This window comes from Sneathiella limimaris, from assembly GCF_012932565.1.
Lineage (GTDB): Bacteria > Pseudomonadota > Alphaproteobacteria > Sneathiellales > Sneathiellaceae > Sneathiella > Sneathiella limimaris.
The window spans coordinates 309,322-332,361 of record NZ_JABBYJ010000003.1 but is presented as its reverse complement, the minus strand read 5'-3'; the positions used below and the strand labels follow the sequence as shown (position 1 = coordinate 332,361).

Here is a 23,040-nt window from a genome sequence, read left to right as displayed (position 1 = left end):
AAATTTGGTTCGGTTTGGTGCGTTTCAGTCACTGCCTCAGGCAGCTTTTTTCACCAGTTCCTCAGCCATATTGTCGAACGGTCCAATGATCCACAGATGCTCGCTCTCATGAGCACCATCCAGGTGACGGTTCCGATCGAATACAAGCTTGGATTCAGCTTTGGTATCAAGGCTGTCAGCAACGGAGCTGAACAGAGCCTGAGAGGCTGAATTGCTTGGGGTAATGGTGGTATGCAATTCTGTCACGTCTTCACAGACCGGACGGGACAGAATGTCCAAAATCATCCGCTTGGCAAGACCATGACCTCTGGCCGCCTCATCTACAGCGACTTGCCAAATGAACAGGCGGTGAGGTGCTTCCGGTACGATGTATCCAGAAACAAACCCGTATACGCCGTCATTTGCCTTGGCGATGGCAGACGTGCTGGCGAAATGAGTGCACTGCAAGAGATTGCAGTATACTGAGTTTTCATCCAGTGGCTGACAGTTTGCAATAAGATCGTTTACTTCAGACCCATCGGTTGCCGATGGGGTGTCAATGACAAAGGGATTGGAGCCCGGTCCAAACGTCCCCGTACTAAGTGTCCGCATAATTTTAATTGCCCATTTTCCTTCGAATGTCGAAATTGTTGGGTCAATTCCTCTTGATTTATGTTCAAGTTCCGTCGGAACATATTGGCTATCGAAATAAATTTCAAGGGGTTTTTGACAATTTTTTGAGCAAAAATCTGAAATTTAGGCACCAAAATCCCGGATTTCTGCAACATAGTGGCGGAATATTAAAATAATATTACTTTGATAGGCAAAATTTTAGGCATTAAAATATTTAGGCTTCTGAAACAAGTTGATGGGGGCCAAAATTGGCTGTATTTGTGGGACCTGGCTTGTAAATAGAGGTTTTTAGAGGGAAATTTCTGGAATGGATCGGCTTGAGGAAACACTTGTCGCACTCCGTCAGATTATGCGGGCAACGGACCTGAGTGGTCGAAGTTTGGCGCGGGAGACGGGTTTGTCCACATCACAATTGCTGGCAATGCAGGCTTTGAAATCCGGAGACGAAATGACGGCCGGTGCGATCGCCAAAGAAGTCAATTTATCCCAGGCGACGATCAGCAGCCTGATCGATAAGCTGGAAGGCCGGGGACTGGTCATGCGCGAGCGGGGCTCGACTGATAAGCGAAAAGTCTATGTGGTTTTGACACATGCGGGCGAGGAGCTTCTGAGCCAGGCGCCAACCGCCTTGCAGGATCGATTCTCCGAAAAATTTGAAGAGCTGGAAGATTGGGAACAGGGCATGATTGCTGCTGCCATGGGGCGTGTGGCCAGCATGATGGGCGCCTCCAACATTGACGCAGCGCCTGTTCTGCATACCGGCGCTATCGACAAGACACCGGTTTAAGCTATCGGTTTGGGAGTGCAGGGAGGTCCTTAGAATAAGCGGTGTTCAGGCACGGCATTTCCGTGTAAAAGGGGCCGATCAATTTTAAGGCAAGACCCATAGACGACGGGCAGAGGCGGCATGGATACAGTTTTCAGATTTCACGCGTTTCGGCGGGATATGTCCAATTTCTCCATCCTGAAATACCGGAATTTCCAGGGATATCTGGTGACCGGTCAGCATTCAGGGACTCATTGGCTGAAATATATGATGAGCTGCGCCATTGCCCATAAACATGGTCACCCCACGCCGCAGCACACGGATAACGCCAAGAGCAACGACTTTATTGGTCATCCAAAACATACGCCGCTTTACCCGGATACCCCGCGGATTGCCAGCACTCATCAGATCCCGCATCGGCTTTACGATAGCCGGATTGTGCGCTCGTTTCTTGAAGTCCCGCCGACGGCTATCCTGTTTCGGGATATTCGCCATGCGCTGGTCTCCTATTATGAAAAATGGCAGGGAGAGACCTTGCATATGTCCTTCAGCGAGTTCCTTCGGGGCGATAAAAATGGGCATAAGCACTGGGCTGATATCTGGTGGCATATGCGGTTTTATAACCGCTGGGGCCGGACCATGGAGCGCTTTCCTGATAAAAGCATTGTCCTTTATTATGAGGATCTGAAAACCGACGCCAAAGAGCAGATGCGCCGGATTTTTACCCATTTCGGTATTGAGATGCCGGACGAAAGCCTAGAATTTGCGGTAGCTGAAAGCAGCCGGGAAAAAATGGCGGCCAAAGCGGACACGGAAAAGTTTGTCCGCTTTGACAAGCGCGATCCTATGGAATGGTACAGCCCTGAGGATATGGAATTTTTCAAAAAAACAATCCGCGAGAACCTGCAATATCACCACGGGTATCAGTATCTGGACTAAGCCCTATCCATTGGCGGATTTACTGTCATCCGGGGCTTCTGTTCTCTCTTCAAGCCCGTAGTCTCGAATGACGGAGGCAACACGAAGGCGATACCCCTTGAAGATACCGCTCCGCCCAGCGGCTTGCGCTTGACGATGCACCTCCAGATTCCGCCATTGCTTTACAGCATCCTCGGTTTCGAAAAACGAGACGGAGAGCATTTTGTCCGGGTTGGTCAGGCTCTGGAACCGCTCAACCGAGATAAACCCGTCAATTTCACTCAAATGCGCTTTCAGGTTGGCGGCAATGTCCAGATAGGCATCGCGCTTGCCTTCAGCCGGTTCCACTTCAAAAATGATGGCGATCATCAGTTTACTCCCGGATCAGGGATGCGTTTTTCAGAAAAGTTCGATCCTCTTTGAGGATAAACTTCTCCCGCATCGCAAATTCATAATTTTTCTGGCCCAGCGGATCTGCCGCCAGGCGTTGTCGATATTGCTCATAAGCGGCGAGATTTTCAATATGATAAACCCCGTAAGCCAGCGTCGTGGAGCCTTCATGGGGTGCGAAATACCCCACGAGCTCCGCGCCGTTTCGGGGAATGGCAATCGCCCAGTTGCGGGCATATTCCTCAAACGCGGCTTTCTTGGTAGGGTCAATTTGGTATTGAATAAAACAGGTTAGCATAACTCTCTCCTTCGTAATTGAGGGCGGAGAATAGTCGCTTGTGATGCAGTGATGTTTCGATTAGTATCGAACTATGAAAGAAGGACCGGATATTGCCCTTGTGGCCTCCCTCATTGGGGATCCAGCACGCGCCAATATGCTGACAGCTTTGCTGTCGGGTAAGGCACTCACTGCGACCGAGCTTGCAGCGGAGGCAGGGATTACAGCGCAAACCGCCAGCACGCACTTGAAGAAACTGGAAGGGGCAGACCTGATCGCCACGCGCAAACAGGGCCGGCATAAATACTTTACCCTCGCCGATGAGGAAGTGGGCCAGGCACTGGAAGCGCTTATGGGCCTCGCCGCAAAGAGGGGGCTTCTTCGAACCCGCACAGGTCCCCGCGATCCGGAACTTCGAAAGGCGCGGATTTGTTATAACCACTTGGCCGGGGACATGGGTGTCCGGCTCTATGATGGGCTGGTCGCCAAGGGGTTATTGCAGGAAAAGGGGCAGGAAGTTCTGCTGACAGAAGAGGGCAGCAGTCGTTTCGATCAGTTTGGCATTGATCTTAGCGCCCTGGAGGCGGCCCGGCGCCCCATGTGCCTGTCCTGCCTTGATTGGAGTGAGCGGCGTACCCACCTGGCCGGTAGCCTCGGCTCCGCGCTTCTGGAGCGGTTTTACGAAAAAGGTTGGGCCAAACGCATCGATGGCACCCGCATCATCAAGTTCTCCCCCAAAGGTGAGCAGGAAATGCTGGGACTTTTTGGGTGAGCTTGAAACAATAAAGTAATTCAAAAACCTGCAGTAAAAAACCCCGCGGTTAAGCGGGGTTTTTTGGTGGGATAGGTGATCCGCTTAGCCGTTGCGGACCTGCTGCAGGAAGCGATCGACTTCGCCTTGCAGGTTACCCGCTTCGTTTGCCAGTTTCTTGGCCACTTCCTGCACTTCGGAGGCAGAAAGACCTGTTTTGCTGGCGGTTTCGTTCACCGTGTTGATGTTTTCCGTCACCTCGTTCGCGCTGGAGGCGGCCTGCTGGACGCTCCGGCTGATTTCGGTGGTGGCAGCGCCCTGCTCCTCAACAGCGGCAGAGATCGTTGTGTTGATCTCGCTGATGCGGCCGATGGTGGTGCTGATGCTGCCAATGGCATCCACCGCATTACCCGTTTCGGTCTGCACGGACTTGATCTGATTGGTGATCTCTTCGGTGGCTTTTGCGGTTTGGGTCGCCAGGTTTTTCACCTCGCTCGCCACAACAGCAAAGCCTTTACCGGCATCGCCTGCGCGGGCCGCCTCAATGGTCGCGTTGAGCGCCAGGAGGTTCGTCTGCTCAGCAATGTCGCTAATCAGGGAGACCACATCACCGATCTTGGCCGCAGCTTCATTGAGGCCGGTGATCATGATGTTGGAGCGTTCTGCCTCTGACACCGCTTCACCAGCGACACTGGCCGCCTGACCAACCTGCTGGCTGATCTCGGAGATGGAAGAGGAGAGCTGCTCAGCTGCCGCCGCAACAGAATTGATGCTGTTGGAGGAGAGCTGGGAAGCGTTCGCCACATTTTGTGTAAGAGCTGTCGTCTGACCAGCGCTATCTGTCATGGAACCGGAAATGTTGGTCATGACGGATGTGGCTTGCGAGAAGCTTTCCACCAGATGCTTGATGCTGCCTTCGAACTCGTCGGCAAGGCGCTGCATCTCGGCCCGTTTTTCCTCTTCTGCCACTTGTGCAAGACGTTCTTTCTCAGCTTGCGCTTCGCGTTCGCGCTCTGCTTCGGCAACGCGAGCTTCTTCGCGTTCTTTTTCACGACGAACCCGGGCTTCCTCTTCTTTCTCGCGGGCGGCTTTCGCCTCACGCGCATTATCGCGGAAGCCGACAATGGCAAAGCCAAGGCGGGCAATTTCGTCGTTGCCTTCGCGGTAGATGCTACTTTCCAGATCCCCTTCGGAGAGCTTGCGAGCACTTTCCACCATCATCAACAGACGTTTAACGAGATTGCGTGCGATGTAGAGCCAGCCGATAGCTATGGCAATAATCACGGAGATAGCGGCCGCAATCAGAAGCATCAACTTGGTCTGCTCTGCCAGTTTTCCATTTTCAGCTGCCGCAGCTTTAACGCTTGCTTCGACTGAATTGACAAAGCTGTTCACATCAATGGAGAGATTCTCAGCCAATGCGCGGGTCTGTGTCATGGCATCGGTTGAATTGGCAATGGAACTGAGTTCGTTCTTGCGGATCTGGAAGATCACTTCGTCTTCAGTTCCCTTAGTGCCGATCTGTAGCATGCTCTGGAAAAGTTCTTCAAACTTCTGAGCAAATTTGGCTGTCTCACCAGAATTGATCTTGGCAAGCGGTGTTGCCATGCTGGAGATGGAAGACAGGAATGCATTGGAGAGGTTTTCGACATCTTCAGGCGTTTCTGCAAGCGCCCCTTCAGCCAACAGACTCACCAGCAGGAAACCGGAAGCCTGCACCCGGAAAACAGATTCCTGGGCGGTCATGGCATTTGTCATATTCTGTGTCAGTGGGTCCACATTATATTCAGGTGTTGTCCCTTTCAGAGCTGTTTCAATGCTTTTTTCCAGGGTTTCAATCCACTGATCAGAAGTGTCAAACATCTTCAGGCGGATCGGGATCAGCATGGAGCTGACGCCTTTATCCAGAATGTTCCGGAATTCCTGCAGTTGTTTGAGGCGTTCCTGACGCAGGGCCGCATAGCGAAGACGGTCGGATACGTTCATGTCCAAGGTATTGACCATCGGTGCCAGGGCCTGAAGATCCTGCGCGATATAGCTAAGGGCGTCTTCGTCCGTGATATATTTCTTCAACTCTTCCAGCCGGTCTTGCGCCCGCTTGATAGAAGCGTTCAGTCGGTCCAGATTTTCTTTGCGATCTTCCGCTGTGTTGGACAGGCCGAGCTGCGGCGCCAGAGCTGAAATTTCTGAGGCATCATTGGCCAGTTTCAGGGCCTGCGTGATCGCCGGAATATCTTTGCCAGCCGTTTTGTTCTGAGCACTTGTCAGGACATCAAAGCTGAACCAGCCAAGACCGGAAATAATGATTGTCAGCGCGGTGACAATTGAGAACGCAGCAATCAGTCGATAGCCAATGCCGAACTTGCTGTAGGTCTGTTCGGTTGAGGTGCCCTGTTTCTCTTTTTTCTTAAACAGAGCCTTCATTTTACTAAACATATTTTTCACACCTTATCCCCCCGTAACCACGTACAGGTCTCCCTTGAATGAAGGACAGGCGATTAACTATAAGGAGGGGTAGTTAAAAAATTCTTTAGCAAAACCAAATGCGAGAAAAGCCCGAGCATGACACTCGAGCTTTTCAAAATTCAGTGTTGGGGAGGTCGGTTTGCGTTAGTGAAACCGTTTTCGGCTGATCAGTCCCAAACCAATGATCGCCGCGCCAAACATGAGAATTGCAGGGGGCAGCGGAACAGCTGAAATTGCAATGTCCCGAACCAGGAAGGCGCCATATTTACCTTCAATGCTGTAATCAGAATATGGGCCACCGTTGCCATAGATATAGTCAGCGTCATTTTCCACATGATCCATATCATAAATGAAGGCTGACTGATGATGCCAGTCGCCAACTTTATCGGCAAGCACGCCACGAATGAAGTAGTTGTTAGACCCTTCCGCAAAAACACCGCCTGAGGTTGGGCCGAGCAAGCTAACCAGTCCATCCAGCAGACCTTCAGCAAAGACAACCTGATGCTGTACGGTTACCGTGATGCCGGTCCAATTGGAAATCAGTCCGAGAAATTCCTGGGCTGTGGCATAGCGCCAGCCTTCAAACTCACCGCCGGAGCCAAGCTCAGAAGAGACATCAAAATAATTGCGACCTGCAGTGAGGTTCACATCCAGCCATTCAAGACCACTTTGGGTGTCAGACGTATAAGTACCATTGTCGATGAAGCTGACAGGAGCAGCAGCGGCTGAAGACAGGGTCAGGAAGAAGCCGGCCAGAACGGCCAGAAATTTTGCTTTGACGGTCATTGTCATTTACTCAAACGATTAAGCTACTGTGATCGAAATTCATCTGAATCTCGATCGGTCAAAAATTATGCTGCAGCGCAATAAGCTAAGGGCTGCCTGATGTCAATGACAATAACTTTTCATTCCTAATATTCGGTGAAGTTTGTTGGTTAACTTCTGAATAATATGATAATTGTCACACGGTAAATTCTGTCGATTTACGTGAGCCCATGATTTCTGGAATAGCCTGATGGATCGGGTGGGGTCCAGTCTGCTGGGAGCGAGATCCGGCTCTTGTAAATCTCAATCTCAAGCGGATAACAGGCCGCCTCCTCACTGGAGTGAATAGTCGAACAATCCCCGCCGGGGCAGGTGGAGAGAGCTCCCAAAAGATCTGTTTCTGCAAAGAATTCCAGATAGTCGCCCTTACGAACCGGACTTGCCTTCATGAAATACTGATGGGTGTTCTGGGTGAAGCCGGTACACATGAAAACGTTGAGCACATCGTGAACGGCGCGTTCTGCCTGGTCTTTGTCCAGGCCACGTTCCTGCATTAAGGCGCGGGTCAGATTGGAGTGACAGCAATAATGATATTCTGTGTCGTTAAGGAGTGTGTTTGTATAGGGATCACAGCGGGTTCCGATGACGTCATGCACACCGCCGCCAAACGCATCAAACCCGTACCAGTCCAGCGTGTCATAAGTTACTGTCGCGAGGGCACGTAAATAGGGCAGGGAGCTCCAGAGCCGATCGCCAACACCTACATGGGTGCCGTGCAGTGCCCGGGTTTTGCCACTGAAGAATTTTTCATCCAGATTATGCTGCTGCCAAAGGTTCAGATCTCCCACTTGTGGCCCATCAGGGCAGGTGATCCGAAAAAAGTTCCCTGCGGCCACTTCGAAACACCGGGCATCGCGGGGTGGAACCGTGACTGTATCCAGAAGCTCCAGATCCTCGCGCAGGTGCGCCCTGTAACCAAGCCCGCTTTCGTTCAGACTGTCGGAGGGATAACAGATAACCGGTTCTACGGCTTTACGTGTTTCTGCATCGGTGGGGGCGGGGTTCTGCGGTGTTGGTTTCATGATCTGAATTTCCGGTTTCAATCTCAGTGAAATGTGAGAGTATGGCTGCCTGATTTTTTAGTTTGACTTCTGACAGGGGGAATTTCAATGCCCAAAGCATACTGGATTGCACATGTAACGGTCACCGATCCGGAGCCGTATGCAAAATACGCTGAAAAAGCGAGCAAAGCCTTTGAGAAGTATAACGCCAAGGTTCTCGCCAGAGGCGGGAATTTCAAGCAGGTCGAAGGCAAGGGGCATGCCCGGAATGTGGTGATCGAATTTGAGGATATGGCAACAGCGCTGAATTGCTATAATTCAGATGAGTATGATGCGGCCAAAAAGCATCGGAAGGATGCCGGGATTGCAGATATTGTGATGGTTGAGGGCGTCGAGTAAGGCGTCTAAATTCTGTTCCAGTGGGCAGTTTGCCCACTGGAGAATCCCCATGATCAGGCGGCAGCCATGATCTGGTATCTTTATTCTCAGGCGGCAGCGGTGATCAGGATTTCCACCTTGTAGTCAGGTGTCGCAAGAGCAGATTCGCCGCAAGCTCGTGCTGGGGTATGGCCTTCGGCAACCCAGGCATCCCAAACTTCATTCATTTCGGCAAAATAATCGATGGAGGACAGCCAGATGGTTGCCTGCAGGATTTTGGTTTTATCGGAGCCGACTTCCGCCAGAAGCTCGTCAATTTTGTTCAAAATGTCTTTTGTCTGCTCGGCAGGGGTGCCAGCAGGATTGCCAACCTGTCCGGCCAGATAGACGGTTCCGTTATGCTTGACGATTTGGCTCATGCGGGCGCCGACATGGCGCCGTTCAATTTCTGACATATTTTCCTCTGTCTTTCAGCTCAAGGATTGTGGCGTAATTATTCAATATTCTGGATGAAATCATTTCTACACTGAGCTTCCAATTGAAGGAGGATCCAAGGAAATGAATTCCAGAAGATGGCTACTATCTCTTTTCCTGCTGTTGCTCGTCAACCCTGCTTGGGCAGCAGAGATACATATTCAGGTTCAAGGGCTTCGAAGTGCGGATGGTGATGTTCGGGTGACCTTGTTTCAAGCGGGGAATTTCTTGAAATTTGATAAGGTATTTCGCAGAGCGAAAACCCTCGCAAGTGGCGCTCCTGTTGAGTTGGTGCTCAAAGACTTGCCGGAGGGGGATTATTCCTTTTCCATCGCCCATGATGAAAACGCCAATGGAGAGCTGGATAAAAACTTTTTTGGTATTCCAAAGGAGGGGGTTGGTGTTTCCAACAATGCCAAGGGATTTCTGGGACCGCCCTCGGATGCGGCGGCCACGTTTTCCTTAAGGGCAGAGCCTGTTCGCCAGACAATTTTACTCAGCTATTTTTGAGGAACCCATGTTCGGATATATTGAGTTTTGCAAATCGTCGCCCGGTGCGGCAGTGTTGATAACCGCACTTGCTGCGCTGATCATCCAATTACTGATCGATGCGTGGCTTGGACATGTGGCTGAATATTTTAATGCCTGGTACCTGATCAAAGCGATCGGCCTGTGGGTTACCGGACAACCGTATGGAGAGGTTCCATTTTTGATAGGGCAGGAGAAACTGGGTGTCATAAGTTTGCCGGTAGGGACGCTTGTTCTTCTGGTGCAGCCGTTTCTATACGGGGCCTTGCTTGTTGGGGCCGCACGCCTGATTGCCCCCTTGATCCGGGGAGGATGAGCCTTTGAGCCGCCAGCCTAAAATGCCAGACAGTGGATTTTCGAACACCCAGTTGGTGACCCTGATCTGGACGGTTTTCAAAGACAGGGATAAGGGGTTAATCCCCGAGGGCTTCATCCCGCCCAACCCATATGCATCTGGTGTATTTGATGCAGCGGCAAAAACCAAACTGGTAAAACATGCTTTTGAGGTAGGCGGTGCGGCACCAATTCTGTCTGTAGGGCAGCATCTGAACAAAATCGGGGATGCACCGATCGGGCGGATTTTGCTGAAAAGTGCAGATCCAAATGTGCTGGCGCAAAAATGGATGCGGCTGGAGCGGTATAACCATGCCAGTCACCGATTGAAAATCACATCGCTTGAAGATAATTCCTGGAGTTGTAAACGCTTCTGGAAAGGAGCTGTCGCGCCAAGCACAGCAGAAAACATCCTGATCTGTGGGCTTCTTTGTGGGTTGCTGGATTTGATCGGGATGAAAGGCATTCGGGTTGAGATGGACGGCGTGACATTTTCTTGGCCACTGTCTGAAAAGACCAATGTCAAATTGTCGGGTGAGGGCCGTGACTGGATGGTTCGCTGGCAAAAACCATCAGAGAAAGAGTTGCCTGTTTCGCCTAATGACACTGAGGAGACGATGGTAAAACGCCTTAGCGGGTTGTTATCTGAAGATGTGGCCCGGCTCTGGAAGTTGGAAGAGGCGGCAAAATCCTTATTTGTATCGCCCCGAACCCTGCAACGGCAGATCAAGTCGGAGGGGCATTCTTTTTCCAGCCTGACCCGAAAGGTACGGATCACGGAAGCCTGCGACTTGCTGCTGGAAGGGACTGAAAGTCTGTCGGAAATTGGCTACGCTTGTGGTTATTCTGATCAGGCCCATTTCCAGCGGGATTTTCGCCGGACACTGAACATGACGCCCGGCGAATATCGAAGTGCTGACAGGGCCTAATCCCTAGCGTTCGCGGAACGCCTCGCTCACGGTGGTGTGGATAGGCTTCAAGAGATAATCCAGCAGTGATTTCCGGCCTGAATTAATATCGGCAATTGCTGTCATGCCCGGCAGGATCAGATTTCGTTCCGGGTCCTCTCCCACATAGGCCTTGGAGAGGGCAACCTTGCCTTTATAAAAACTCTCGCCCTGCTCATCCTGGAAAGTGGTCGCTGAAATATGGGTCAGCTTGCCGGGGACAGAGCCGTAGCGGGAATAATTATAGGTAGTGAATTTCACAGAAGCGAGCTGACCCACCTGCAAGAAGCCGATGTCCTCTGGCCGGATGCGGGTTTCGACAATCAATTCCTGATCCACTGGAACGATGGAAAGGATCGGATTGCCCGGTTTAATCACCGTGCCGACTGAGTTTACATCGAGGCCCTGAACAACACCATGAACAGGCGACTGGATATTTAACCGCCCGATCACACCATGCAAGCGCTCAATTTCTTCTGTTAATTTCAAGGCTTCGGAATTGGCAGCGGCCATTTCATCCAGAGCTTCCCGGCGGATGCGGCTGTCCAGTTCTTCGCGCCGTTGTTCGGCTTCACTGATGGCCTGCTTTGCAGCCTGCTGTTTATTGACCAACTCATCAAGGCGGCCTTTTTCCTGCAGATACTGGCGCTGGCTATCCAGATAGTCGAAGCGACTGATGGTTTTGTTTTTCAGAAGGCCTTCGCGGATGGCCATCTGTTCCTGCAATGGCTTGAGCTGGCCTTGAAGGATGACAATCTGTTTTTGCAGAATATCCAATTCAGATTTGCGCTGTTCAATCTGCGTATTAATGACGGAGAGTTGGTTTTCCCGGTCCAGGTTCTGAATGCGAAGAAGGTTCTTCTGCTCCGCAATCTGGTCAATATAGCGATCCTCAATGCCTGCAGTGTCGATTTCCGTTCCGTTGACAAATGCCAACAAACGCCGGGATTTCAGATCCCAGATGGTTTTCTGGGTTTCCAGCTGTTTGAGTTCGGCTGTTGCATCAGTGTGATCCAATTGAATGAGAGTTTGGCCCGCGTTGACGATCTCACCTTCTTCGATATTGATGCTGCTGATAGTGCCGCCATCAATATGCTGGATGGTTTGAACTGTCCCTGACGGGATCACTTCTCCGGAGGCAACGGCAACTTCATCAATTTCTGTGTGCTGCGCCCATGCGATGAAGGAGAGTAGCCCCACGAAACTGAACAGGATCGCGATCCGAAGCAGTGACGACGGACCTTTTTCCTCAAGCATGATGGATTGCCCAAGACGTTGGGTTTCAGGTTTCCCCTTCTCCAGTTTCTGGGAGATGGTTTTGTACTTTTCCTGATCAATGGCAATGAATTTAAGTGATTTGCCCATTACGCGCCCCCAAAGAGCATTGGAATAATTGTATCTGCCGGTCCGATTGTCTGGATCATGCCCCGGTTCATCATGATAACCCGGTCCGCAGCCCGCATATGGCTGGGGCGATGGGTGATAATGATAACGGTGGCCTTCCCACGCATTTTCTCAACAGCCTCCAGAAAGGCTCGATCACCGGCATCATCAAGCGTGTTACCGGGCTCATCGAAGATGAGGATCTGGGCGTTGGACAGAAGTGCCCTCGCCAGATTAAGGCGCTGCTGGAAGCCAGCGGGAAGTTGCAAAAGGGTCTGATCCCCGATGCGGGTATCCAACCCTTCCGGCAAGTTGTTGATATCCTCGGTCAGGTTTGCCCATTCGCAAACTTCCAGGATCTGTTCTTCACTGGCGGTGTTCTTGCCGAGCAGCAGGTTCTGGCGGATTGTTCCGTGGAAAAGCTCACAATTCTGGGGCATGTAGCCAATGGATTTGCGAAGTTCCAGTGGATCAATCTGACGAAGGTCAACCCCATCAATGGCAATGCGTCCAACCTGTGGCTGGTAAAGTCCTGCCAGCAATTTAACAACTGTCGATTTACCGGAACTGTTAGCACCGACAAGTGCAACGACCTCACCCGGTTCGATCTGGAAATCAAGGCCCATGACGGCTGGATCCTGATCGGCAGAATAACGGAAACTGACACGAGAGAAATTAATCCGGCCCTGGAATTGTTTGAGCTTGGAAACCGTGTAAGGGTTGCTTTCACTTTTTAAGGTGAAAAGCTGGTTCAGCCGTTTGATGCTGATGCCGATCTGGTTCAGCTTGGTCAGGGCAAGGAACACACCCTGTGTCGGGGATAGCATGCGCCAGATCAGAGCCATGGTAGCGACCAAGGCACCCACAGTCATGCTTTCATCCAACACCTTATTAATTCCGAAGGAGAGGGTCAGAATACCGGCTGAAATCATGACGACATGCGCAAAAGTCTGGGCAACTGCCCCGATCATGTTGTTGCGAATACCAGCAATTGCATTGCCGGTGGAGAGATCCCGATACCGCTCCAGCCAGATTTCTTCTGCGCCGAGCTGTTTGATGGTCCGCACATTATTAAAGCACTCAGTCACAAAAGCGCCTTTACCGGCAGAATGGCTGAGATCTTCTGTTGTCCGTTGTTGGATGATTGGCAGGATGATCAGGGCCGCAACGATGTAGAGGACAATCATAACAATTGGGATCAGAACAAGAGAGCCCCCGATCAGGCCGACCGCTAACAGGAAAATGAAGACAAATGGAATTTCCAGAAGTGCCATGGCCATGGGACCGATGAAAAATTCCCGGATCATGTCAAACTCCCGGAACCGGGCCAGTTTGGAGCCGAGGGAGCTGCGTTCTGTTTGCTGAACGGGTAGGGACAGGATTTTCTGCAGAACTGTTGTCCCGACGATATAGTCCAGCCGTGCCCCAATATAGGCCAGCATTTGTCCCCGCATCAGGCGGAGCATGATGTCGCAGATAAACGCGATCAGAATACCCAAGATCAAATATTTCAGGGTTTCCTTGGAGTTTGCCCCAATGACCATGTCATAAACGGCCATGATAAAAAGCGGCGTTGCCAGCGCCAGGATATTCAGGACAAAGGTGATCATCATGATCTGGCGGGTCAGGGGCTTGAAGCGGTCAAAAACTGCCCGGAACCAATTCTGACCAGAATTCCACTGACCGATTTTTTCTTTCGGCGTCGCCTTAAAGAAAAAGGCGGTGCCGCTGCCTTTCAAATCAGCTTTTTCCAGAACCCGATATTCCTGGGTTTCCGCATCAAACGCATGAATGCCGCTATCCCCAACGGACAATAAAACCTTCACGGATCCATTCTCTGGGTCGAAAACGCAGGGGAATAGGCGCGGGTCAATCTTGCTGATCTTGGTCGTGCGGCTGGTGCTGTCAAAATGCAGGTTGGCAAGGGTGCTCTGAAAATCCAGGAGATCCATCGTCGTCTTGAAATGAGGCATTGCCTCCATCACCTGTGCAGGCTCACCGCGCCAGCCCAGTGCATCCAGCAAAGGGGTGATGCAGGCCGCATATTGGGTATCGCGGCCCCAGTTGTTCGCGCCAGCATAAGCGGCTTTTGTCGTCAGGAAACTCATGGCTTAACCGTCCTCAAGTTTGAAACCTTGGACGGGGCTGGTGGCTTGAACTGCACCAGATTTTCCATCGGGGTCTTGATCAGTTTATGATCGAGAATGCGATAACCATTATCGGCAATCTTCACCAAGGATGGCCGCAAGCTAACCATAATGACGGTGCTTTTGCCTTTTTGATCCAGCAGGAATTTTTTCAGGATTTCGTCCCCTTGTGCATCAAGGGAGGTGTTTGCCTCATCAAAAAGGATAACATCCGGGCGGCTCACAAGGGCGCGGGCAATAGCGATCCGTTGACGGATCCCGCCAGGCAATCCATCGGCGGCGCCATCACCAACGATGGTATCATACCCGTAAGGAAGGCGATGGATCACATCATGAAGACCCAGCTCTTCGGACAGCTTCATGGCTTCATCAATAAAGTCGCCTTTGCGGAAGGTGGTCAGATTTTCCATGATTGTACCGTGGAAGATCGCACCGTTCTGCGGAAGATAGGCAATCCGTTCGTGAAGATAATCTTCTGGCAGGGTGGAAATGTCTTCACCGTCCAAAAGAACCCGCCCCTGATTGGGTGTCAATAACCCCATCGCGAGCCACATAAAAGAGGTCTTGCCGGTGCTGTTGCGGCCGACAAGGGCGCTGGTGGAGCCGGGCTCAAAGCGACAGTTTAAGCCTTCGAACAGGACAGGGTCCTTGTCGGAGTAGCGAAAATCAACGTTTTCGAATTCAAGGGTTGCACCGGTACTGACGGGACTTAGGACGCGTTCTGTATCCTCGTTTCGCGCATCGCGCTGAATTGCCATCTTGGATTTTTGCGGCAATTGCAGCAGGGTGTTCACCCGCTCCTTTGCGAGCTGAATATTCTGATAATGGGTCCAGACACCCATAGCCCGCATTAAGGGTTGCAAGGCACGACCAGACAATAGTGTACAGGCAGCGAGCCCACCGATGGAGAGTTGGTTATCAATGACAAACAGCGAACCTGCGGCCGCCACACTGACCAGTGTCAGCTGAGAGAAAAGTGCTCCAAGACCCTGGGCCACATTATTTTGGAACGTCACATTCTGTAGCACGCCAGCTGTTGTTTCCTGGAGGCGTTCATAACGGCGGACCATTTGCGCCTCAAGCGCGAGACCCTTCACTGTGTGGATGCCGGTCAGGACCTCAATCAGGAAGTTGTAGCGCCGATCCTCCCAAATGGATTTCTCAGACAGGGATTTCCGCAAACTCCTGCCGACAATCAGGGTAATTGCACTGAAAATGATGAGAAGTGCCAAGGGGACAACGATCAGGATGCCGCCGATATACCAAACCATGCCTAGGAAAATCGCGGCAAAGGGCAGATCGACAAAGACGAGCACGTTACTGCCGGACATGAATTCACGAAGCGAGTCGATGGCGTTAAAGCGATGGATATAAACACCTGCCGCTTCACGCTCGTAATGGCCGATATCTGTATTCAGGGTGTGTCCGAGCGCCCGGCAGCCGGCAATATGCTCAAACTTGGCGCCGGCGTAAGCAGTTATGTAGGACCTGGCAAGGCGGAAGAAAGCCTCCAGAAGAAGGGCGATCCCGACGCCGATGACCAATAGACGTAAGGTTTCAACCGCCGAGTTGGGGATGATCCGATCATAGACCTGTAAAATCATGATGGGCAGCGCCAAAGCCAGAATATTGAGCGCCGTTGACGACAGAATAATATCCAGTCGAGTCTTGCGCGCAGTCGGCAGGCGCGATGGCCTGAGACTTGGCTTATCGTCTTTCAGTTTTTTAACTGTCACTCGTGGTTCACCCGGGTTCTTAGAAACAAGCTTTGTCTGGCTTTGGTAAAATTTTACCTAACCTTCGTTAACCATATTCAAATTTAAAGATTTAATTTTCGTAAAAATTTGCACGTTTTTGTGGTAAATTTTATTCAAGGCTGATTTCGTTAAATAATTGTAAAATTTACCTTATTTTTAGCCAAATGCTGATAAATTTTAGGCAAATATTAAGGGTTCTTTAAGGCTTTTTTCCTCATGATAATGCGAGCTAATTGTGCCGAAACCAGGCTCTCTAGCGTTGAATTGTTGGGATCATAAATTGCGAGAAGCGTAATGAGTGACACGAAGAAGCCTGCTGAAACTTCACCAGATCAGGATCTGGCGGACCTTGCTAATAACGTTGCCAAGCAGCGGAATGCATTTGCCGAAGACGAGATGAATACACAATCCTCCTCTCGTCTGGATGAGGCGGATCAGTCACTGGGTGCCCTGCATACAGGGAACCAGTCCCAACATGAAGAAGTAGTACTCGCGCGCGAGGCAGGCGCCCCGGAGCATGAGGACAGTGCGCGCCAAGAGAATGATCTTGAAGAAAATCCGGATGTTGTGGCCCTTGATGCCAGCAATAACGGTCCAGATGATGCCGGAAGTATCCAAAACGATCTTGCAGATCTTGCGGCTAGTGAGCTTCGCGAAGAAGATCGAGAAGTTGAAGACTTAGCTCTCTCACCATCAGATTTGCTGAATGAAACCCGCTTTGGGTTTGAAGAGGACAACGGCGGACCAGAAAATATCAATACGAGACCTGAGCAGCCTGCGGAAGAAGCGGTCCAGAACCAGCTTCAGGCCGATGATGATCCTGAAGCAATCGACAATGGCGCCCCAGAAAAAGTTGCGTTGGATAGCCAGACAATTTCTGAAGATGCCGCGATCGGTGACGTCGTCGGTCAAGTGTCCGCTATCGATCCAGAAGGCGATACGCTGACATTCAGTCTTTCTGACGATGCAGGTGGCATGTTCACGATTGATCCGGACAGTGGGGAAATCAAACTCGCTGGCGGTTTGGATTTTGAAAGCACCGAAAATTATTCCGTCACTGTTGATGTATCTGATGGCGAAAACATCACTCAGCAGACCTTTACTATCAATGTGGGCGACGTGAATGAAGTTGTTCATTCCGTAGCGCTGGATAACAACGCGATTGCCGAAGATGCCTCCGTTGGTGATGTGGTTGGGACTGTTTCAGCCGTTGATCCAGAAGGTGGGGCGTTGTCCTACAGCCTCAGTGATGATGCAGGGGGCGTGTTCACGATTGATCCGAATAGCGGGGAAATCAAACTCGCTGGCGGCTTGGATTTTGAAAGCACCGAAAATTACTCCGTCACTGTGGATGTATCGGATGGAGAGAACGTCACCCAGCAGACTTTCACGATTAATGTGGGTGATGTGAACGAGGCCGCTCATTCTGTGGCACTGGATAATAACGCGATTGCCGAAGATGCATCTGTTGGTGATGTGGTTGGGACAGTTTCAGCCGTTGATCCAGAGGGCGGAACCCTGTCTTACAGCTTCAGTGATGACGCAGGTGGTATGTTCACGATCGATCCGAACAGCGGGGAGATTAAGCTCGCTGGTGGGCTCGATTTTGAAACCACAGAAAACTACACCGTTACTGTTGATGTGTCCGATGGCGTTAATATAACCCAGCAGACCTTCACGATTAATGTGGGCGATGTGAACGAAGCTGTTCATTCCGTAGCACTGGATAACAATGCGATTGCCGAAGATGCATCCGTTGGTGATGTAGTTGGGACAGTTTCAGCCGTTGATCCAGAGGGCGGAGCGTTGTCCTACAGCCTTAGTGATAACGCCGGTGGCATGTTTACGATTGATCCAGACAGCGGGGAAATCAAACTCGCTGGCGGTTTGGATTTTGAGACGACAGAAAACTACTCGGTGACGGTTGATGTATCCGATGGCGTCAATGTCACCCAGCAGACCTTCACGATTAATGTGGGCGATGTGAACGAAGCCGCTCATTCCGTGGCGCTGGATGATAATTCTGTCAACGAGAGCGCCAATATTGGGGATGTGGTTGGAGTTGTGTCCGCCGTCGATCCTGAGAATGAAAGCCTGTCCTATAGTTTCAGTGATGACGCTGGAGGTCTGTTCACGATCGATCCGAATACAGGTGAGATTAAGGTTGCGGGCGCCCTCGATTACGAGACGACCACAAGTTACAACGTCACTGTCGACGTTTCTGATGGCGTGAATACGACGACGGAGACCTTTACCATCAATATTGATGATAATCTGTCGCCTGTACTTTCCGGTGGTGGGAATTCCATCGAGATTCAGGAAGCTGGTGAGGTTGTTGATCTCAGCAACATGGATATGTTCCCAGATTTGCACACATCTGGTGATGCAGAGCAACGGATTGGTACCGAGCTTTTTGAGGAGATGGTTTCTGACTCCGAAAATCTGACCATTAACTATCAATCCAGTGTGACAGTCACTTTCCAGGGTGAAATTGCGGGCTATCGGAATTCGATCGGTGCCTATCAGATCAGCAATGATGGAACGATTACCGGTGCTGACCTGCTGTGGGGGGACGCGTCTAGCGATAAGCTTGAGGCTGGTGTCTCTCAAGCGACCTATGACGGGATTGAAAGCGGGTCCACGCTGGGCTTCTTTGTGATTGCGGATGGTTTTGGCAAGCTGCCAGGGGAGTCTTATACAGGGGATGGGAACAGCTTCCCATCTGAGGGGAACTGGATGTTCGTCAGCCCTGATTTTGATCCAAATACCCAAAACCCTGCGGATCATCTGTATAATATCAACACTGATAACGGTGTTCCGAAATTGATCTTTGTGGATGGGGATGGAGATATACATACCCAAAGTGGAAATGTTTACCATTCCACGAACCAAGAAGAGTTCAACCCAGATAGCAATGAAGATATGCGGGAGCATTTCATTGCGGGTGTGGACCAGGAAAATGGCGTCCTGAATTTCGGATTTGAAGACCTTTATAATGGCGGTGACCATGACTTCAATGATGGCATGTTCAGTGCAGAGATTGATGTTCGGGATCTAATGGAAGCGCCGAACCCTCTATTTTCGAGGGATGCGGACGGCAACTCTTCTTTTGAGATTGAAGATCTGGATAGTAGCGAGCTACAGCAGGTTGTTGTAACCGTTACCGATATTCAGGATGGCGATACTCTGTCCTTAAGTGGGCCCTACAAAATCGTCGATGGTATGGTTCAGACCTATGATGGACAGGAAACCGGTATTGCGATTTCGATCGATACGGTTGGAGATACCACGACCCTGTCTTTGAGTGGGGATGGGGATCTGGATCACTACGAAGCGATTGTCCAGAATATCAACTTCTCGAATACGTCAGGCAGCTATGACATCGCTGGTGATCGGTCCATTACTGTTGTTGCAACGGATAGCGACGGGGAAGTTTCCGAACCACTTGAGACCGTGTTCAGTATTGCTGTTGACGAAGCGGTGCATACAATAGAGTTGTCAAACTATAGTATCGTGGAAGATGCTGAGAGTGGGACATATCTCGGCACGGTAACATCCATAGATCCTGAAGGGCGTGAGCTGTCTTACACCTTGAGCGATACTGCTGGTGGCCGGTTTGAAATCGACACATCTACCGGTGAGATCTGGATGACAGGGGAGCTGGATTATGACGCAGCAAACTCTCACAATATCACTGTCGGTGTCAGCGACGGGGTCAACACCACCTACCAGATGTTCGAGATTAATGTTATTGAAACGATGGACGGATCTGCTGGTGAAAACATCATCGGAACCGTACATGCTGACGTTCTGACCGGAACGGAAGAAGCCGACTTTATTGACGGCTTGAACGGTGACGATGTGATCTATGGCCGCGGTGGTGATGACACCATCGAAGGCGATAACCAGGAAGACCTGGTTTATGGCGGTACTGGCGATGATGTGATTGACGGTGGTCGTCAGGATGACACCCTTTACGGCGAAAGCGGGAATGACTCTATCGATGGTGGTTTCCAAAATGACCTGATTTATGGCGGCAGCGGTCAGGACACCATTGATGGCGGCAAGCACGATGATACGATTTATGCTGGATCTGATGATGATTATATTTTCGCCAGTGAAGGTGATGATGTGGTCTATGGTGAAGCCGGGAATGATATTTTCGAGTTTGGTCTTGGAGATGGACTAGACAGTTTCTCAGGTGGTGACGGTGGCGGCTGGTCCGATACGATTGTCTTATCTGATGGAATGCCTTCCGGTGATATCGGTGACTGGCTGACCCTGACCAGCGGTACGGTAGAATCCACCGCAGATGGAGAGATCTTCCTCTCTGAGGATGCGGCGGGAACAATTACATTGGACGATAATGCTGTGCTGACTTTTGAAGGTGTTGAGAAAATCGAAGGCTAGACTCTTTTATCATCTCAGGGCATTATGCTTTTGCTGTTTGTGTTCAAACGAGATCAGACCTGAAAGCCTGCGCTTGTTCGACTGCAAATTTTTAGTGGGAAATAGTACTATGGTATTATATTCTCTCTGAGCCGCAGGGGGATGGCGGCTTATTTTCATGGGTAGGGCTTTCACGGCTATGACGTCTGATGGCAACTTACATACCGTCCTTCGGGATGCTGTTGACCGGGCTACAGATGCAATTGTGATCTACGGTAAGGATGGCAACGTGCTGTTCTGCAACCGCAGATTCCGTGACCTTTACCGATATCCTGAAGAATTTTGCAGCGAGGATAAGACCATCGTGGATCTTATTCGCCATGATCTGCAAACTGGTATCGTCGACCCGGATCAAACTAGCTATATGCGTAATCTGGACCGCGAAACAGGTGAGGTCAGCGACGGTGAACCTTACTCCAGCTATTTTCTTGAACTGACGGATGGGACCCAGCTGCATATTTCAGAATATGAACTGGACGATGGCAGTCTTGTCAGTATTCAAAGAGACGTCACGGACCTGAAGAGCCAGGAGAAAGAAGCCCGCTGGAATGCGGAGCTATTCCGATCTGCATTTAACATGAATGCGAGTATCTGCTCACTGACTGAAATGGAGACAGGCCGGTTTTTGGACGTCAATCAGAATTGGCTTAAAACAATAGGGTTCGAGCGATCAGAAGTTGTCGGCATGACAGCTGATGAATTGGGTCTTTGGGCTGGACATGGTGGTCGCGACATTTTCATGCAGCAGATCCGGGAAAATCCAAAGCTGAGAGATTTCAGGACCACCGTGCTTGGAAAAGAAGGTCAGAACATCGATATCATCATGAACTCTGAGGTTCTGGAGATCGATGGGCTGCAATATCTGTATATTTCTTGTTGGGACATTACAGAGAAACTGAAGACAGAAACTGAGCTGTCTCTCAGCCGTGAGCGGCTTTCTGATTTTAACAATATCAGTTCGGACTGGTATTGGGAGACGGATTGTCTGTTACGCTACACCTACATCTCCCCAAATGTTGAGGAAACGTCCGGTATTTCTCCAAAAGATTATTTGGGGTCAACCGTAGCGGATGTGCTCGGCGCTAGTGGGCGAAATCAGGCGGCGCTACGCAATATTTTCGGGCTGATGACTGATAAAAAGCCGTTCCGCGAGCATGTTGTCTATCGCTTTAATACGAAGACAGGGGAAAAACGCTGGATGCGGGTCAGCGGATTACCTTTCTATGATGAGCATGGCCGGTTTGCGGGTTATCGCGGGTGTACTGCAGATGTCACTGATCAGGTCAAACTGCAGGAACGGATCAAGGAAAGCCAGAAGCTGGAAGCTGTCGGAAAATTAACCGGCGGCGTTGCCCATGATTTTAACAACATGCTGGCCGTGATCCAGGGGAATGCGGAAATGGTTCTGGAGGCGATTGAGCAAAGTCATCCAGAATTGGTCAATAATCTGAAGGCAATTATGCGCGCCTCAGATCGGGGTGCGACCCTAACAGAGAATATGCTCGCCTTCTCCCGTATTCAGCAGCTGGATCCGAAGGTTGTGGATCTGGATCAATTTGTGAAGGCAGAGCTGGAGACCATTCGGGAGACTATGGGAGCTGATATCACAATCCGAACAGAATGTGACAGGCAGCTATGGCCGTGTTCAGTCGATGCGAAGAAACTTGAAAACGCCTTGATCAATATTTGCCTGAACGCAAAGGACGCCATGCCCGAGGGCGGGACGCTGACTCTTGAAGCGCGTAACATGGAAGTTGATGAGACTTATGCGTTGATGGAAAAAGAGGTTGAGCCAGGAAAATATGTCTCCCTGATCATCAGTGATACAGGCTGTGGCATTTCCCCTGAAAAACTCCATCACGTGGTTGAGCCCTTTTATACCACCAAGGATATGGGGAGTGGCGCTGGATTAGGCCTTAGCATGGTTTATGGGTTCGCCCGTCAATCCAAGGGGAATTTCTCTATTTACTCAGAGGAAGGGATTGGAACAACAGTCCGTCTGTTGCTGCCAGTTGCTGAGAGCGTCGGAGCGACACAAGGTGAAACGCAAGCAGTTCAAGACTAATTACTTTGCTGCAACTCCCCATTTATTTTCCTGTCAAAACCTGTTAGATCAAGCCAGCATTTAAGAGAAATGACTGGTGTGGAGTGATATGGCTGAAACTGTGGCCCCGACCCAAGAGATTATTCAGGATTTTAAAGACGCGTTCGAATTCCTTGAGGAATGGACCGATCGCTATGGCTACATCATTGATCTTGGCAAGAAACTGCCCCCTTTTCCAGAAGAGTTGATGGTGGATGAAAACCTGATGCCGGGCTGCCAGTCTCGGGTTTGGCTGATTTCTTATATGGAAGGAGATCGGTTGCGGTTTAAGGCGGCAAGCGATGCGATGATTGTCAGCGGACTGATCGCCCTGATCCTCGGCGTTTATGACAATCATACACCCCAGGAAATTTTAGATACCGGCTCTGATTTCGTGGAAGAGCTGGGTCTTCAAAAACACCTGTCGCCCTCACGCAGCAATGGCCTTCATTCTTTGGTCAAGCATGTGATGGCGGCGGCCAAGCGGCACGCAGGCTAGTCTGATATCTAAATCCCCTCTGTTCCCATGGCAATAAGCCTTTCGTGATTGATCTT

The 23,040-nt window shown here is 50.7% G+C and carries 20 protein-coding genes; 10 read left to right on the top strand and 10 right to left on the bottom strand.

Features of this window, described 5'->3' with window-relative positions; genetic code table 11:
- Positions 1-36: 36 nt before the first annotated feature.
- Positions 37-591 carry a diaminobutyrate acetyltransferase gene (ectA, locus tag HH301_RS17225; RefSeq protein WP_169570283.1) on the bottom strand — a complete coding sequence of 185 codons (555 nt, stop codon included), beginning with the start codon at positions 589-591 and terminating at the stop codon, positions 37-39.
- A 328-nt stretch (positions 592-919) separates the two neighbouring features.
- On the opposite strand from ectA, the gene HH301_RS17220 reads away from it, so the two are divergent.
- Positions 920-1,399: a MarR family winged helix-turn-helix transcriptional regulator gene (locus HH301_RS17220; protein ID WP_169570282.1), complete on the top strand. Its 480-nt coding sequence runs from the start codon at positions 920-922 to the stop codon at positions 1,397-1,399.
- A gap of 120 nt (positions 1,400-1,519) precedes the next feature.
- Positions 1,520-2,317: a sulfotransferase domain-containing protein gene (locus HH301_RS17215; RefSeq protein ID WP_169570281.1), complete on the top strand. Its 798-nt coding sequence runs from the start codon at positions 1,520-1,522 to the stop codon at positions 2,315-2,317.
- Positions 2,318-2,320: 3 nt separating this feature from the next.
- Here the strand turns inward: HH301_RS17215 and HH301_RS17210 are convergent, their stop codons facing one another.
- Positions 2,321-2,665 carry an antibiotic biosynthesis monooxygenase family protein gene (locus HH301_RS17210; protein WP_169570280.1) on the bottom strand — a complete coding sequence of 115 codons (345 nt, stop codon included), beginning with the start codon at positions 2,663-2,665 and terminating at the stop codon, positions 2,321-2,323.
- Between the two features lie 4 nt (positions 2,666-2,669).
- Positions 2,670-2,984 (bottom strand): NIPSNAP family protein, encoded by a 315-nt coding sequence (locus HH301_RS17205; RefSeq protein WP_169570279.1) that lies wholly within the window; start codon positions 2,982-2,984, stop codon positions 2,670-2,672.
- 73 nt (positions 2,985-3,057) lie between these two features.
- Between HH301_RS17205 and HH301_RS17200 the strand changes: the two genes are divergently transcribed.
- A complete protein-coding gene (locus HH301_RS17200; protein WP_169570278.1) occupies positions 3,058-3,735 on the top strand; it encodes an ArsR/SmtB family transcription factor in 678 nt (225 codons plus the stop codon).
- Between the two features lie 84 nt (positions 3,736-3,819).
- On the opposite strand, the gene HH301_RS17195 is transcribed toward HH301_RS17200, so the two are convergent.
- From HH301_RS17195 to HH301_RS17185, 3 genes are all read right to left on the bottom strand, one after another.
- The gene (locus HH301_RS17195) at positions 3,820-6,150 is read right to left on the bottom strand and encodes a methyl-accepting chemotaxis protein (RefSeq protein ID WP_169570277.1); all 2,331 of its coding nucleotides are present in this window, start codon (positions 6,148-6,150) and stop codon (positions 3,820-3,822) included.
- 174 nt (positions 6,151-6,324) lie between these two features.
- On the bottom strand, positions 6,325-6,966 hold the full coding sequence (locus tag HH301_RS17190; protein ID WP_169570276.1) for a hypothetical protein: 642 nt from the start codon (positions 6,964-6,966) through the stop codon (positions 6,325-6,327).
- Positions 6,967-7,163: 197 nt separating this feature from the next.
- On the bottom strand, positions 7,164-8,027 hold the full coding sequence (locus HH301_RS17185; RefSeq protein ID WP_169570275.1) for an urea carboxylase-associated family protein: 864 nt from the start codon (positions 8,025-8,027) through the stop codon (positions 7,164-7,166).
- An 87-nt stretch (positions 8,028-8,114) separates the two neighbouring features.
- Between HH301_RS17185 and HH301_RS17180 the strand changes: the two genes are divergently transcribed.
- Positions 8,115-8,405, top strand: a complete 291-nt coding sequence (locus HH301_RS17180) for a DUF1330 domain-containing protein (protein ID WP_169570274.1) — start codon at positions 8,115-8,117, stop codon at positions 8,403-8,405.
- An 86-nt stretch (positions 8,406-8,491) separates the two neighbouring features.
- Here the strand turns inward: HH301_RS17180 and HH301_RS17175 are convergent, their stop codons facing one another.
- Positions 8,492-8,839: a RidA family protein gene (locus tag HH301_RS17175; protein ID WP_169570273.1), complete on the bottom strand. Its 348-nt coding sequence runs from the start codon at positions 8,837-8,839 to the stop codon at positions 8,492-8,494.
- A 103-nt stretch (positions 8,840-8,942) separates the two neighbouring features.
- On the opposite strand from HH301_RS17175, the gene HH301_RS17170 reads away from it, so the two are divergent.
- The 3 genes from HH301_RS17170 to HH301_RS17160 are packed head-to-tail and all read left to right on the top strand — an operon-like array spanning position 8,943 to position 10,648.
- Positions 8,943-9,368: a DUF2141 domain-containing protein gene (locus tag HH301_RS17170; protein ID WP_169570272.1), complete on the top strand. Its 426-nt coding sequence runs from the start codon at positions 8,943-8,945 to the stop codon at positions 9,366-9,368.
- A 7-nt stretch (positions 9,369-9,375) separates the two neighbouring features.
- Positions 9,376-9,702 (top strand): hypothetical protein, encoded by a 327-nt coding sequence (locus HH301_RS17165; RefSeq protein WP_169570271.1) that lies wholly within the window; start codon positions 9,376-9,378, stop codon positions 9,700-9,702.
- A gap of 4 nt (positions 9,703-9,706) precedes the next feature.
- Entirely contained in the window at positions 9,707-10,648 is a 942-nt protein-coding gene (locus HH301_RS17160; protein WP_169570270.1) for a helix-turn-helix transcriptional regulator, read from the top strand.
- A gap of 3 nt (positions 10,649-10,651) precedes the next feature.
- Here HH301_RS17160 and HH301_RS17155 read toward each other — a convergent pair whose 3' ends face one another.
- The 3 genes from HH301_RS17155 to HH301_RS17145 are packed head-to-tail and all read right to left on the bottom strand — an operon-like array spanning position 10,652 to position 15,932.
- Positions 10,652-12,031, bottom strand: a complete 1,380-nt coding sequence (locus HH301_RS17155) for an HlyD family type I secretion periplasmic adaptor subunit (protein WP_169570269.1) — start codon at positions 12,029-12,031, stop codon at positions 10,652-10,654.
- A complete protein-coding gene (locus tag HH301_RS17150; RefSeq protein WP_169570268.1) occupies positions 12,031-14,157 on the bottom strand; it encodes a peptidase domain-containing ABC transporter in 2,127 nt (708 codons plus the stop codon). The genes HH301_RS17155 and HH301_RS17150 overlap by 1 nt, the downstream gene beginning before the upstream one ends.
- A complete protein-coding gene (locus tag HH301_RS17145; protein WP_169570267.1) occupies positions 14,154-15,932 on the bottom strand; it encodes an ABC transporter transmembrane domain-containing protein in 1,779 nt (592 codons plus the stop codon). Before HH301_RS17145 ends, HH301_RS17150 begins: the two co-directional genes overlap by 4 nt.
- 315 nt (positions 15,933-16,247) lie before the next feature.
- Here HH301_RS17145 and HH301_RS17140 point away from each other — a divergent pair, with 315 nt between their 5' ends.
- The 3 genes from HH301_RS17140 to HH301_RS17130 all read left to right on the top strand — a co-directional run bounded on the left by HH301_RS17140 (position 16,248) and on the right by HH301_RS17130 (position 22,984).
- On the top strand, positions 16,248-20,363 hold the full coding sequence (locus tag HH301_RS17140; RefSeq protein WP_169570266.1) for a cadherin domain-containing protein: 4,116 nt from the start codon (positions 16,248-16,250) through the stop codon (positions 20,361-20,363).
- A gap of 178 nt (positions 20,364-20,541) precedes the next feature.
- Positions 20,542-22,467, top strand: a complete 1,926-nt coding sequence (locus tag HH301_RS17135; RefSeq protein WP_206378402.1) for a PAS domain S-box protein — start codon at positions 20,542-20,544, stop codon at positions 22,465-22,467.
- 88 nt (positions 22,468-22,555) lie between these two features.
- Positions 22,556-22,984, top strand: coding sequence for a SufE family protein (locus tag HH301_RS17130; RefSeq protein ID WP_169570264.1), 429 nt, complete (start codon positions 22,556-22,558; stop codon positions 22,982-22,984).
- Positions 22,985-23,040 lie beyond the last annotated feature (56 nt).